This is a genomic window from Poritiphilus flavus (assembly GCF_009901585.1).
Classification (GTDB): Bacteria; Bacteroidota; Bacteroidia; order Flavobacteriales; family Flavobacteriaceae; genus Poritiphilus; species Poritiphilus flavus.
In genome coordinates this window covers 321,122-335,235 of sequence record NZ_WXYO01000005.1, presented here as the reverse complement: position 1 = coordinate 335,235, position 14,114 = coordinate 321,122, and the positions used below count along the sequence as shown (strand labels likewise).

General features: G+C 42.5%; 15 protein-coding genes. 11 read left to right on the top strand and 4 right to left on the bottom strand.

The features are described 5' to 3' along the window. Genes GTQ38_RS11775 through GTQ38_RS11765 form a run of 3 tightly spaced genes read right to left on the bottom strand, consistent with a single transcriptional unit; the run spans position 1 to position 3,705 of the window. Positions 1-1,353: an HlyD family secretion protein gene (locus GTQ38_RS11775; protein ID WP_161435718.1), complete on the bottom strand. Its 1,353-nt coding sequence runs from the start codon at positions 1,351-1,353 to the stop codon at positions 1-3. Between the two features lie 5 nt (positions 1,354-1,358). Beyond that, positions 1,359-3,026, bottom strand: a complete 1,668-nt coding sequence (locus GTQ38_RS11770; protein WP_161435717.1) for a peptidase domain-containing ABC transporter — start codon at positions 3,024-3,026, stop codon at positions 1,359-1,361. After that, entirely contained in the window at positions 3,019-3,705 is a 687-nt protein-coding gene (locus GTQ38_RS11765; protein ID WP_161435716.1) for a TetR/AcrR family transcriptional regulator, read from the bottom strand. The genes GTQ38_RS11770 and GTQ38_RS11765 overlap by 8 nt, the downstream gene beginning before the upstream one ends. Before the next feature lie 130 nt (positions 3,706-3,835). On the opposite strand from GTQ38_RS11765, the gene GTQ38_RS11760 reads away from it, so the two are divergent. Together GTQ38_RS11760 and GTQ38_RS11755 are read left to right on the top strand one after the other, a co-directional pair. Further along, positions 3,836-4,243, top strand: a complete 408-nt coding sequence (locus GTQ38_RS11760) for a hypothetical protein (protein ID WP_161435715.1) — start codon at positions 3,836-3,838, stop codon at positions 4,241-4,243. A gap of 39 nt (positions 4,244-4,282) precedes the next feature. Beyond that, positions 4,283-4,675, top strand: a complete 393-nt coding sequence (locus GTQ38_RS11755; protein WP_161435714.1) for a hypothetical protein — start codon at positions 4,283-4,285, stop codon at positions 4,673-4,675. A 30-nt stretch (positions 4,676-4,705) separates the two neighbouring features. Here GTQ38_RS11755 and GTQ38_RS11750 read toward each other — a convergent pair whose 3' ends face one another. Beyond that, positions 4,706-5,629 (bottom strand): LysR family transcriptional regulator, encoded by a 924-nt coding sequence (locus GTQ38_RS11750; protein ID WP_161435713.1) that lies wholly within the window; start codon positions 5,627-5,629, stop codon positions 4,706-4,708. A gap of 93 nt (positions 5,630-5,722) precedes the next feature. Here GTQ38_RS11750 and GTQ38_RS11745 point away from each other — a divergent pair, with 93 nt between their 5' ends. The 9 genes from GTQ38_RS11745 (at position 5,723) to GTQ38_RS11705 (ending at position 14,107) form a co-directional block, all read left to right on the top strand. Then, complete coding sequence (locus GTQ38_RS11745) at positions 5,723-5,986, top strand: hypothetical protein (protein WP_161435712.1); 264 nt, start codon at positions 5,723-5,725, stop codon at positions 5,984-5,986. Between the two features lie 47 nt (positions 5,987-6,033). Next, positions 6,034-6,324, top strand: a complete 291-nt coding sequence (locus tag GTQ38_RS11740; RefSeq protein WP_161435711.1) for a hypothetical protein — start codon at positions 6,034-6,036, stop codon at positions 6,322-6,324. A gap of 170 nt (positions 6,325-6,494) precedes the next feature. Further along, a complete protein-coding gene (locus GTQ38_RS11735; RefSeq protein ID WP_161435710.1) occupies positions 6,495-6,953 on the top strand; it encodes a hypothetical protein in 459 nt (152 codons plus the stop codon). A gap of 63 nt (positions 6,954-7,016) precedes the next feature. Then, positions 7,017-7,403, top strand: a complete 387-nt coding sequence (locus GTQ38_RS11730; RefSeq protein ID WP_161435709.1) for a hypothetical protein — start codon at positions 7,017-7,019, stop codon at positions 7,401-7,403. A 13-nt stretch (positions 7,404-7,416) separates the two neighbouring features. After that, positions 7,417-8,382 carry a sodium-dependent bicarbonate transport family permease gene (locus GTQ38_RS11725; RefSeq protein WP_161435708.1) on the top strand — a complete coding sequence of 322 codons (966 nt, stop codon included), beginning with the start codon at positions 7,417-7,419 and terminating at the stop codon, positions 8,380-8,382. Between the two features lie 234 nt (positions 8,383-8,616). After that, the gene (locus tag GTQ38_RS11720) at positions 8,617-8,940 is read left to right on the top strand and encodes a hypothetical protein (RefSeq protein WP_161435707.1); all 324 of its coding nucleotides are present in this window, start codon (positions 8,617-8,619) and stop codon (positions 8,938-8,940) included. A gap of 60 nt (positions 8,941-9,000) precedes the next feature. Continuing rightward, the gene (locus GTQ38_RS11715) at positions 9,001-9,564 is read left to right on the top strand and encodes a DNA-3-methyladenine glycosylase I (protein WP_161435706.1); all 564 of its coding nucleotides are present in this window, start codon (positions 9,001-9,003) and stop codon (positions 9,562-9,564) included. A gap of 693 nt (positions 9,565-10,257) precedes the next feature. Further along, positions 10,258-13,506: an RHS repeat domain-containing protein gene (locus GTQ38_RS11710; protein WP_161435705.1), complete on the top strand. Its 3,249-nt coding sequence runs from the start codon at positions 10,258-10,260 to the stop codon at positions 13,504-13,506. 139 nt (positions 13,507-13,645) lie between these two features. After that, positions 13,646-14,107 (top strand): lipocalin/fatty acid-binding family protein, encoded by a 462-nt coding sequence (locus tag GTQ38_RS11705; RefSeq protein ID WP_161435704.1) that lies wholly within the window; start codon positions 13,646-13,648, stop codon positions 14,105-14,107. The last annotated feature ends 7 nt before the right edge of the window (positions 14,108-14,114 follow it).

The window sequence follows — 14,114 nt, the reverse complement described above, 5'->3', positions numbered from 1 at the left end:
TTATTTTGTGCTTGAATTGGCCATTTCGTTTTCAGGCTGGTAATAATTGGGCGGAAAACCATTAAGTTGCCTCCACAATTCAAACCAGATGGGCACATCTTCGAGTAGTGCGATGGTGTTTGCTCCGGAACCTACCCGGATCTCATTAGGCCAGGGCTGGTCATCTTTATCCGGGGCCAGCAAAATGCGGTACTTGCCATTATCGCTGATAAAGGTCTCGATAGCGACCACTTCGCCTCCATAGGTGCCGTAGGACAGGTTGGGCCATCCGCTAAAAACAATAGCAGGCCAACCATCGAATTGTATTCTTACTTTCTCCCCTAAATGGATCAGTGGCAGATCCAAAGGCTCTACATAAGTCTCTACAGCCATATCGTACTCCGTGGGCATAATAGCCACTAATCGATCACCCTCTTTAAAGGTTTCCCCAATTCCGGACTGTAAAGCCTTATTTATAAACCCGCTTTGTGGCGCCCGGATATAATGTAGATCACTACGCATTTCGTAGTTGGCGTACTCATTTTCCAATTTGGTAACCTGAGCTTCGGTATCAAACTGGTTGGATTGAGCCGTGAACATATCGCTTTTGGCTTTGGAGATCTTATCGGTGTACTCCGCCTGTGTCCTGTTGATCTCTACCTCCGAATTGATCACCTCGTTCTTGGCGGCCAGTAACTTATTCTCCTGGGAGATCAGCTTAGCCTGGGCCTCCTGTAACTTCAATCTTTTAGCCTCCAGGTCCGTTACTGCCTTCAGACCTTCTTTCTCCAGTTGCTCCACCCGATCGTACTGCCGCTGAGCGATCAAAATATTCGTTTTGGCAGCTTCCAGATCAATACTATCGCTTTGCACCTTCAGTCTGGACTGTATGAGTTTATTGCGCGCTTGTTTCAGCTTCAGGCCGCGCTCCGTCAGCAAAGCTTCTATTTGCGAATTCAGGGCATCTACCTTCTCCTTGTATGAGGTCACGGCCATGGCCTTTGCAGCGATCTGATCCCCGGTCCTTTGTAAAAGGTTGGGATCAAAGTATTCATTCTTAACCTCAGATATGAACAATATGGTATCGCCTTTCTTTACAAAATCACCTTCCTGTACATACCATCTCTCTATCCTCCCTGGTATTGGGGATTGTATGGTCTGCGGGCGCTGATCCGGCTTTAGCGTGGTCAGGTACCCCTTTCCGGCGATGTTCTGGGTCCACGGCAAGAACAACACTATAATTCCTATAGCCGCAAACACCAGTAAAAAACGGTTGAAGTGCTTGTAATGCCTTTTATGAAAGACCTTTTGAGCTGATTTATAATGCCCAAGGTCTACCTTCTGATTCAATTTATTGGGTGAAATATTCAGCATCTCTTTCAGGTTTCGTTAACGATCTTTCCTTGTTCCATAGTTATAACCCTGCCGCATTTTCCTTTCCACATAGGGTTCTGGCTTACAACAACCAAGGCCCAGGGTTGTGATGGGTCAGTCAGAAAATCCATGATCCTTTCGGATTCTTCCGGCCCGAATTGGTCCAGGGGATCCTTGAGTATCAGTAATTTTGGCTTCCTTACAATACTTCTGGCCAGGACTATTTTCTTAGTCACCGTATAGGGGATTTGCTGACCTTCAGGGTAGAGTATGGTCTTTAACCCCTGAGGTTGCTCTTTTACGAACGAAGTAAGGCCAACGTTCTCAAGCGCCCAGTACACTTCTTTTTGAGCGATGGTTTTATCTCCAAAAGTAATATTGTTCAAAAGGGTGCCTTCAAATGGGGATTCCTCTGTAAGTGATTGTCCCAGGTGCGATCGGTAATAATTCAGATTGACACCTAGAAGGGAGACATCATTGACGTAGATATTGCCCTCATCCGGGGTGATAATGCCTGCAATCAACCTAAGCAGGGTGGTTTTTCCCGACCCGGCCTGTCCCTGTAACAGTATGGTACAGGTAGGTGTGATGGTTAAAGAAAGTTCGTCAATGATCTTCTTGGTATGCTCAGGCACACGGTAGGTGATCTTATCCAATTGAACTGTAAACCCGTCATTTTCACCGAAGGGCTTTTCGCCTTGCTGAGGCTCCAGTTCTTTGTCTACCACCTGCCCTAATTTCTCGAGGGAAGTCAACAGGTCGTAAAAGGTTTCGAGCCCCAGGATGAGTTTTTCAACAGAACTGATGACCAAAAGTATAATGATCTCAGCCGCCACGAATTGGCCGATATTCATTTCCTGGTTAAGTACCAGTATCCCTCCTATAAGTAGAAGCCCGGCAGTTACCAGTACTTTAAACCCGATCATCTGGATAAACTGTAATACCAGTATCCTGAAGTGACTTTCACGGGCTGTAAGGTAGTCCGCTACCAGGGTGTCATTCTTATCTAGGGCATGAGAAGTTTTCCCGGATAATTTGAAACTGATTATGGAACGCGCTACCTCCTGCAGCCAGTGAGCCACTTTGTATTTGTTCTTAGACTCGTCAAGACTGGTATCCAAGCCCCTTTGGGCTGTGTATTTGAAGACTATGTAGATCAACAGCAACAAAAGGATACCGTAAATAATAAAGAACGGATGATAGAAGGATAGGAGCAACAGGCCAAATATGATCTGTAAAAGGGCCGAAGGAAAATCAATCAGCACTTTGGAAAGGGATTTTTGGACTGTCAGGGTATCAAAAAAGCGATTTGCCAGCTCAGGTGGATAGTAATTGCGCAGCTCACTCATTTGGATCTTCGGAAATCTATATGCGAATTCAAATGAAGAGCGGGTAAAAATTTTCTGCTGGACGTTCTCTATGATACGTATCTGCATGAGTTGCAGCAGACCTACAAATCCAACCCCAAGGGTTACCAGTATGACTAGTATGACCCAGGAGGTACTGATCTGCGCTCCCTGGATCAGATTTATAATGGCCTGTATTCCAAGCGGGAGGGAGAGATTCACCACTCCTGCGAAGATAGCGTAATAAAAGACCTGAAAGACATCTCTTTTATCTAGCTGCAACAGCCCGATTAGGCGTTGCCAGGCCGTTAAAATCGTTTTAGCCATAAGTGCTAGCTTTTAGTGAGTTAAAAACCAAATGGGTAAAATATTGAGTTGGAGTTACCTGATTGTTACAATCCGTTAGGGTTGGGAAATGCTCTCTCAGGAAATATTGATGTAATACCCCTTCCAGTACTGTACTCGCCAGGCTATGGGGGTAAGGATAATCCTTGTTCACAGCCACGATCATCTCAAACATTCGGGTAATGAGTCTTTTGTAAATTTCAAAATACCCCTCCTTGTTTTCAGTATCCACTTCTTTGGTCAGATAAGATTTGGAGTATTCGTTTACCACAATTTGATGCAGGAGCATTTCATTGATATGCTCAAATGACGCATCCATTTCAACAGGTCTGGTTATCAGGGCAATCGCTTTTTCCAGTTTTTCTTCTGGATCGGAAATACTGTTGGTCGAAAAAACCAGCTGATACTCCAACCAACCCCAATACCATGAGGTGAGATATAACAATAACTTGTGTTTATTCTCAAAATAACGGTATATAGAGCTTTCGTTGGATCCGATCTTATCCCCCAACTTTTTAAAAGTGAAACTTTCAAAACCCATCTCCTGGATCATAAGAATACTGTTTTCCACGATCTTTTTCCCGAGTTCTGAAGAATCAGGGTCCTTTACATACGTTTTCTCATTCACTGCGATCTTAAAAGTCTTTAATAAATGTTTCATGATCCGTTTCTTTCGGTGACAAAAATAATAGTATTACTATCAAAAGCTAATAGTTTAACTTTTGTTTAACGTTAGTAGTTCTTTTGATTTATTAACTTTATATTGCTTTAAGTTAGTGAATTTTTGAACGATGATGATAGTAAAACTGTTAAGAATAAGCTTCTCACTAGCACTGCTGGTGGCCTTCCTTAGTCCGGCGAACGCTCAGCAATGGGTTGAATTCCAGTTTGACGAATTTCAAAGTGTTGAAGTATCCACCGGAGGTCTGTCAAAGCAGTTGAAATTTCCCGAAAAGCGTTTTGTTTTACAGATAAACGATCTTAATAGCCTGCGTCATCTTGGAAACTCCCTTAACGTTTACGGCAATATGCTCCTTATAGATAATTGGAGTTCTACCAGCGATGGGAAGATCCGGCTTAGCCTCCGCAGAGAGGATGGCAGGGACTTCTTTAACACCTTCCCCACCCTGACAGGTACCATCAAACCCCTAACCCGGTATGAGCCGGGAGAAGAGGAGAGTTCCCCTGAATCTAACTAATAGAGGCAGAACACACATAACCTTTTAATAATAAACAAAATGAGAAAAACAGCTTTACTAATCGCTGCGCTTTTCCTACTCAGCTTCACAAGCCAGGCACAGGAAAGCGAATTACAGTTCTCCGAAGGACAAGTATTTGTCCTTGGCACCCCTACAGGGCAAGACTATCAACACATTCATTTCCCCCGAAAAAACTTCCTGATCAAAAAGGGGGCTATACCACGGATGAAAGATCTTCCGGGAACCCAGGTTTATGTTGATCAGGTAAATTACGGCCGCTCCGGGTCTGCGGAAATCGTACTCAAGAGGAAGGACGGACGCAAATTTTTCAGAGTGCTGAGAAGCGTCAAAGCCAGTGCTGATGAGGCACTTCAGGCAGGTGAAATCAAATTGTGGACACCGCCAAAGAAGGAGGCTATAGTGGTCCAATAGGTCATAGGCCAATAGCTTATGCTCTTATGATCAATAAGCACTGACCCACCCAAAGCGGTCACGGATAATATGCTCTTTTTCGCTGTCAAGATAATCTAAAAAGGCCTTGGCAGCGGGAGAGAGTTTTTTGGCTCTTAGCCAGATAATATTCCAGGTAGTACTAATGGGCAATCCCTTTACGGGGATAATCCTCAAGTCTCCGTTAAGCAACTCGTTCTTTATGCCTATGAGGGGCATGATGGAATATCCTATTCCAGCGATCACCGCTTGTTTTACGGCCTCATTAGACGTAAGTTCGATCTTTTTCCGCACCGGCAATCTGTTCCTGGTAATAAAACTTTCCATGGCATTACGGGTGGCAGAGCCTGGCTCGCGATAAATCAGCGGTAACTCTTCGAAAAGTCTTTTTTTGCTTAGGTTTTCAGCCTTTAATGGACGGGCGTTGCCCACGAGGAACAGCTTGTTTTCCATCAGCTCCACACGATCGATCTTAAGGCGTTCTGGCAACACAGAAACCAGTGCAAAATCTACTTCGTTGTTGCCCAGGCTCTCCACAACCTTAGTTTTATTGGTCACGTCCATAACCAGATCCAATCCCTTGTGTTTCCCGATATAGTCCGTAATAAAATAGGGCATGACATATTTTCCCGTCGAAACTACCGAGATCTTGAGTCGACCTGCCAGCTGCCCTTCATAGGACAGTGTTTTATAGTTGATCGCATGTACTTCATTCAGGATCTTTTCGGCCGCCCTGGCAATTTCTTTACCGAATTCTGTAATAAATAGTTTCCTTCCAACCACCTCGGTAAGCGGGATAGCAAATTGATCCTGGAAGTTTTTGAGCTGAATTGAGACTGCCGGCTGGGTCAGGTGAAGTTCCTCTGAAGCCTTGGTAATACTCTGGTTTTGAGCAATCTTCAGGAAGATCTGAAGCTGGTGCAAAGTGTAGTTCATAAATTTTCTAAATGTTTTATATAACAAAGATAAATAAAAATATATGACTTCTTTGACTGATCTTTGTACCGAATTTTAAACGCAATACATATTATGATCGCCAACACCGTAAAAGGCAGCGCCTCCAAAACTGTTAGAACTGAGGGCCTGTCCGACGCAAAAAACAAAAAAGCAAGGATCGCAATCAGACAAGAAGCTCGCAACCTAATATTGGCTGCGATTTTTTTTGCCGCACTGATAATTCTTTCGTTATCACAAGGTAATTTGTTCTTAGATAAGATCCTGATTGTCTCTTGTATCGTTTTTGGCCTCTTGCTTTTAAAAGCCAAATTCAGTAATAGTCCAAATCTTAAATAAACTATCAATCCATATAAACTCCCCTGAAACCCTTTAAAATATTAAAAATGGAAACAATGACAAAAGTAGCACAGAAAATTCAACTGGTAGACGGCACCTTTTCTCCTTCAGAAGCCCAAGATGTTATAACTTCTTTGATAGACCAGAAAATCAACTTTCACAAACTGCAAAGACTGGCCTGGTGTGAAGGAAATCGCGATGCGGATACCTATTATCCGGACCATCGTATCCACGAACTTGAAGAAGAAAAGAAGGTAGCCAAGGAATTTATTTCCAGTATTCGGAATGCCGGCCTCGAATTGAGGATAAATGGCGTGTTGGAGATATCACTGGTCTGAGAAAACCGGCCGTATTTCTACAGGACTCCTGGCAAAGGGCTTTCTGGCATACGAAATGCCAGTACTATTTCAATAATTTTTCGTTATGTTTAGCATTAAACATATAAATAAAAATAAATGATAAAATGGTGTTATCTTAAGAGAAATAAGCAAGGTAAAAAATACACACCATGAAAGCACTATTTTCTCTTTTGATAGCAGTCCTGATCCTAAGTCACACCACAATTCAAAGTCAACAAACGAACAAAATCTCATATACAGAACCCCCGTTTTATACCCAGAATTTCAATTATGGTGAACACAATCTTCTGCTGCATTTGGAATTTGAAATCACCATAACCCTGGAAGCAGATGCTGACAGGGCGGTAGATCTGGAAAACACCATGATCTCCCTTGAAGTTACCAGTTCAGTGGCCGGCGAAGCCAGTTGGATACAACGCAACCTGAATCCTTTAATATGGCAAGCCGGCCCAAACTATGTTAAGCCGGTTCTGGGGTGGGACCTGACACAGCCTGAAAGAAAGCAGGTTTCTTTGTGGAATAGGTTCAAAAAAGTTAACCTCAAAAGCAGTGAACAATACCTGCAACTTGGGGTGCCTGAAGGCTTTGGAGTACGGTTTGCTTTGTAGATAGTGAAAAATCATCAATCAGAATACGAATAGCAGCAAAGATCAAAAACCGCTATACGCTTTATGGAAAACAGGCTTATTCGATGGGTTAAAGCCGGTAGACAAAGTTTAAAGAAGTCTTCAGCCGCTAAAGAAGCTAAGAATGGCTTGATTAAAAGTGATAGAATAGTGCTTGTTGAAGGCACATTCTCCCCTCTGGAAGCAGCAGATGTTCTCCTTTCCCTGCTCAATGACAAAATTAAATTCCACACCGTTCAGGCATTGAACCTCCGTGACAGGCAAGCAGAAGACAACCAGCGCTCCGAGCGCCGGATCGCGGAACTAAAAGAAGCCAAACAACATATCAAAGACCTGGTAGTCCAGGCGCGGAATGACGGCCTGGAAATTGTGATTGACAGCCTGATCGACATCAAACTACGGGAACGCATACCCAAACCACATACTAACTAATGCAAAATTCTATATGGATCTACACCTCCTGATAGACAACCTGAAAAACCCTGCTTTATTATTCTTTTTCCTTGGCATCCTGGCCGTACAACTAAAAAGTGATCTTGAGATCCCGAGCAACAGCTCAAAATTCATAGCCCTTTACCTCTTGTTCTCCATTGGGTTCAAAGGTGGGCTCGAACTTTCTCATAGCACGTTTGATTTTGAGATCCTATGGTCTCTGTTGTTCGGAATACTGCTTGCCCTTTTAGTGCCTATATGCGCCTATTTCATACTGCGAATGAAGTTTTCCGTAGAGAATTCCGGGGCCATTGCAGCTTCGTACGGTTCGGTAAGCGCTGTGACCTTTGTTACTGCGGTATCCTTTCTTGAAATTGAAAAGATCGATTTTGGCGGCCATATGGTGGCTGTTATGGCCCTGATGGAAGCCCCTTCTATTATTGTAGGCGTGCTTTTAATGTCTTATTACAAACGTAAGAACGGTACTCCGGTGAAACTCAACGGTGTCCTGCATCATTCGCTCACCAATGGCAGTGTATTGCTGATCCTTGGCAGCTTGTTGATAGGATATCTTGCAAGCGACGAACAAGCCCGGGGTATAGAGCCTTTTACAACGGATATCTTCAAAGGCTTTTTGGTAGTATTCCTTCTGGACATGGGGATTACCAGTGGCAAAAAGCTGCAGGACTTCTGGAATAAGGGCCGTTTTGCCGTGCTATTTGCCCTGATAACTCCGCTCATTAATGGATGCCTGGTGGCCATCATTAGTTCTTCCTTTACATCCAGTACAGGGAACCGTTTTTTATTCGCGATCCTGGCGGCGAGTGCATCTTATATAGCCGTCCCTGCCGCTATGCGGCTAGCGGCTCCAAAGGCTAACCCCAGTCTCTATGTTCCCATGGCCCTGGCCGTGACATTTCCCTTTAACATCACGCTGGGAATGCCATTATATCTGTATCTGGTAAATCTTTATCCATAAAACTAATAGTAATACTATCGATTTATAATAGTTTAACTTACCTTTAACGATTGTAATGCTTGAAATCTAGCTTTCTGTCGTATATTGCATTAGGGAATTAAATTGCTTTTAAAGCTGTTCTCATGTTTCGTTCTCATGCACCGCTCTATCAAAATCTTCAGTTAGCGATTTTGGACACCCAGTAGAGCGGTGCTTTTTTTATGGCTAGTTGTTAATGCCGGAAAATAGTATTATATGATTCTTCTTAAGATCCTTCTGGATGATCGCTCGGAGGCTGAAAAGGCCATACGCGTCCTATTGGATAAGAATTTGATCTTTGATGCTTTTCTATATCCGGCGGAGCATTTTAGCCAGACTGCTGACAAAATTAAGGGTGATCCAAAATTTATGGTAGAAGCCAGAACCAGGGCTCTGCTGTTTGAAAGGCTCCAACAGGAAATAAGGCAGATGTACCCGGATAAACGACCGCCGCTGTTTGCTGTACCCAAAGTCTATATGGATTCAGAACAGACCAAAAATCTGAAAAAGAAGACCATGAAGTCTGAAACGTTAGATTAACTTTCGTTCATCCAGTCTTTGGAATTATTCTCATATCTTTAAAATTCACAACCATAACCTATGGAAAAACACCGATGTGGATGGTGCCTTGGAGATCCCTTATACGAAGCCTATCACGACGAAGAATGGGGAGTTCCTGTGCGGGATGACCATACCCTTTTTGAGTTCCTTATTCTGGAGACCTTTCAGGCCGGGTTGAGTTGGATCACAATTTTGCGCAAACGTGAGAATTTCCGGAATGCCTTTGACCAGTTCGACTATCGCAAAATCGCCGAATACCAACAAGGGAAGGTAGACCAACTGTTACAGGATGCCGGCATTATCCGAAACAAACTCAAAATACACGCAACCATAAGCAACGCCCAGGCTTTCTTGAAGGTACAGGAGGAGTTCGGAAGTTTTAGCACCTATATCTGGCAATTTGTAGACAATGTTCCTATAAAAAATGCCCTCAAAAACCATAAAGAAGCCCCGGCCAATACGGACTTATCTGATCGTATCAGTAAGGACCTGAAAAAACGAGGTTTCAAATTCGTTGGGAGCACGGTGGTCTATGCCCATATGCAGGCCACAGGTATGGTAAACGACCATGAGGTGGGATGCTTTAGGTATGAGGAAGTGTGATTGTCAGTTGGCAGTAATCAGTAATCAGTGAACAGTAAACAGTGAACAGTAGGCAGTTGATCTTGTCAGGTCGAGCGCAGTCGAGACCTAATTAGGTCGTTAGACAGTGAACAGTTGGCATTTACCTCATGTGATCAATTTTACAATTCCTCGATTTCACATTTTCAAATTCTCAAATCACCAAATTCACGAATTAACAGGGTTCAGTAAACCCTAAACCCAACGCTTAAAACTTACAATTTTAAGACCTTGAACTTGGGCTTGATCTTATCCTTAAACTGCAGTAATTGAACAGCAAAAAGGAATAACGAATTACAAACCCTTTCCCGCTCTGCGCCCTACCCAAATATCTATTCAAGTTGCTCCACTGCAAAAAAATTGCAGTCTGTGGTATTACTTTCGCGCGAAGTATAAGTTTCTTATGAAAAATCGAGAGAGTAGACGCTATATATTCCAGAGCAGGGGAAAGAACAGAAATGGATAAAAAAAGCGATCGGCCATCTTCGGCGAATTATCAATAGAAAGTGAAGTCCTTAAGCTCAGCCGATAATACTTTTAATTCGAATCTTAGTCATCTCTGGCAAATGTGATCTTACCTGCTTGATGACAACAAAATTAATTAAGAATTGCTTTCAATAAACTCGTATATCCCTAACAACCATTTTCCGTCAAAACTTACAATAACATAACAAGATGAAGAATACCTATATACTTTTTGTACTATGCTTTTTGACTGTCAATACTACAAGAGCACAGCAAATTGACCTTCCCAATGTCATTCCTCCTTCACCCGACGCAGCTAGTATAACCTCTTACGTGGACGTCAATATCGATGAATTTACGGGAGCGGTATCACAGGAAATACCAATATTTAATTTCAAAAACGGAAATATTAGCATCCCCATTTCCATGAATTACAGATCTAGTGGTTTTAGAGTGAATACCACAGCTAGTTGGGTAGGCCTTGGATGGTCACTGCACTCTGGCGGAGTAGTTACTCGGACAGTTCAGGGAGTTCCGGACGATTATAAATCCGGAAGTGATCTGAGCAAGGGATTCTTAGAATTTGCGGTAGTGGGAGGGATTACATTTGATTATTTATTCAACCCAGTTGACCAAAGTCAAACCAGGTTTAACCTTTTAAAAGATATTGCTGTAGGTTGTGCGGATGCCCAGCCGGATATCTTTAGTTTTAATTTTGCAGGATATCAAGGGAAGTTTCATTTCGATTGGGATGGTAGTTTAGTTGTTGACTCCAATGAGGACATTGATATCGAGATTATTTGGTCAAATGGGGTAAACAGCAAAATAAACGGTTTCAAGTTTACTACCGGAAATGGAACCAAATATACTTTTTCGGCGGCTGAAACCACCAACAAAGTCAGCGGCTCCTTTGCTTCATGTCAGACACCATTTCAAAACTTTAGTTCTGCCTGGTATCCTTCTGAGATTTCCAGCTATAATAATTCAAAAAAGATACTCTTTGAATATGACCCCTATACCATTCAAGATCATTATTTTTTCCAAAGTGAAATGAACCGCCACAAGCTTTCGGCCAGCTCTGATTGCACAAGGTTTCAAACCTTTGAAAATGTTATTAATAGCCCTCGGGTAAACATTAATGGTAAGCGTTTAAAGAGAATTTACACAAGTGACACCAAAAATGAAATCGTTTTTGTCCCTGGTGCTGCCAGAACAGATCTCTTAGGAACAAATTTATACAGCTTGGGTGAAATTCAAATTTCCGATTCAACTGACCTTATCAAAAAAGTCCAGTTGAGATACTCCTATAGTACAGGAAGACTAACCCTAACAGATCTACAGGAGTATGGCAAAAACAATGGCTCCCTCCCTCCCTATAAGTTTTACTACACGGGTACTTTGCCCCCAAGGAATTCAAAAAAAAGAGATCATTGGGGCTTCAAAAACAATAATTCTGGCACAGAAATCTTTCCGGAATACTCTGTTAATCCCGGAGGCGGTAGTTCCCAGTTCTTTGGAGGTGCGGATAGAGAACCTGATTTTAATGGTTCTATGAGTGGAGTAATGCACAAAATAGAATACCCTACCGGAGGATTCGATCTTTACACCTTTGAGAATCATGAATATGGATACGTCGGTTCTGCCAAAGTGAATGACTACGTATTAGTACCTGCTCAACCCATAAATTTTAAATCTTATGGACCAACCAGAGTGGGTTGCGATGGTGTGAGTACCAATATTAACTCAGCTACTTTTACGGTTGATCCAATTCCTGCAGGTGTAAGTGAAACCACGGTCCCTGTTAAAGTATATTCTAAACTGAGCTTATATACCGATACTGTTGGTGGAAGTTATTTCGGTGCAGGTCAGGCTCCCACCGCCGAAATTCTTGATGGGCAAGGGCAAGTAGTCTATTCAACACCCATAAACCAGAGAACCAGGTCAGGAACCATAGATCTTGCACCGGGTACATATACTGCCAAAACAACGGCTACATGGGCAACCTGCGATGACCCTCCGATCAAAGATTTCGCTGAAATTGAAGTGACATTCGGCAACTACAGTTCAGAACCAGTCACGACAAAAATTGCCGGAGGCGTTAGAATCGATTCAATTGCAAAATACGATCACTCGGGACAAAAATTGTTGGAGTATCATTATGATTATGACATGCCTGAGGGGAGATCATCTGGAGTAATTCACAAAATGCCGGCATATGTCTACGAGGTAGAAACTTATACTTGGGTTGCTGTTGGATCATTTAATTCCGGATACCAATCCAGTTGCAATTTTGCTATTGCATTAGATTCGGACGTAGCTGGCCTCGGACTTACAGATGGTTCCCATATTGGCTATAAAAATGTAACTGTTACCCAAGGCAATGGTTCCAATGGGAAGACCGAATATTCATTCCCAGCCACTGCAAATTTTGTCTTTAACTCATTTCCTTTTGCCCCCCCTATTAACCATTCCTACAAGGCAGCCCTTGTGGACTCAATTGTAACCAAAAATACCTTGGGCGATAGTGAACAGAAACAGCTATTCAAATACAAAAGGAATGAGGAGTATACCAACGCTCTAAAAGTCCATTGGAAAGGAGGTTCGGGGATTCCTGGTATTGAAAATAAGTTTAGCCTCGGTGCATACCAAATTTTAATAGCTCATGCAAAAACCGAGTCGGAAAAAAAAGAGGACTATGTTTCAACAAATCCTTTTACTACAGAAACGGTCTATTCGTATGATGATAAAGTACATAAAATAAAACAGATCAATGAGCAGGACTCCAGGCAGGATTATGAAAGGATTCAAAGACTTTATTATCCCGAGGACATAAGTCAGTTATCCAATGTTAGCACTTCGGAGCAAACAGCAATTACAGCATTAAAGAATCAAAAAAGAACAACGGAAGTGATTCAAACGGAGTCTTACCTTAAGGATGATTTAGGGTCTGAGGTTCTTCTAGGCACAAAGCGAAATTCTTATAAGGTGTGGGCTAATTCCATTGTAGAAATTGACAGTATATGGACTTTAAAAGGAGTTAATACCAACGTTCAATCAAGAGTTGTATTTGACCTTTACGATGATAAGGGTAACCCGCTTCAGCTTTCACCAGCAGATGGCCCTAAAACCTCATATATATGGGGATATAACGAAATGTACCCTGTTGCAAAGGTTGAGAACGCTTCTTATAGTCAAATAGAAGGCATTCTTGGTGTCAATTTCGATTTGGGTGCAGGAGGGCTTACCCCTACTCAAGAATCGAACCTGCGTTCCGGATTGCAAGATGCCATGATCACGACATACAGTTATGATCCCATGGTAGGTATAACAAGTATAACAGACCCCAGGGGTTACACCATCACTTACATCTACGATGATTTCAATCGCCTAAAAGAGGTCCGGGATGCCGATAACAAGCTGCTCTCCGATTACCAATATCATTATAAAAACCAGAATTAAGCTAAAACGATTTGAGGACCCGCATGGGGGTGCCACCCTTTACGGGTATGATAGTCCAGAGCAATTGAAAGCTTTAAAGGGTAACCACAACATGCTATCCGGACATTATTACCATTAAAAAATATTAATACCAAACACCATGAAATTTTTCGACAATAGATTTTCAAAAGCGCTTTTTCTTGTTTTTATCTCGGTCGTTCTTACCCCTTCTTTGGAGCTCCAGGCCCAGAATAACCAAACATCGACCTTCATCGGAACGTGGACCTTTGATCATAAAGTGTCCTTGAACAAAATCAAAGCTCAGTTACAGCAACATTTGGATTCGCTTCCCCAACTGAAACAACAATTACTTGATGCCTATGTAGGTCGAAAAATGAGCTTTGGCCCAAATGGGGAATTTGTCCAATCCTTGGCCGATGGGCGTTCCGTGACCGGAAGTTGGAATCTTGATCCGAATAATGTCCTCGTCCTAACTGATAGCTCCGGATCCAGTATAAAGCAACAGTTCTCTTTCAATGGAACAAACCGTTTGGTTTTAATTCCTGTGATTTCCGGAGATATTCAGGCGATGATACCCGAATGGCATTTTATTAAAAACTAAAACCTAC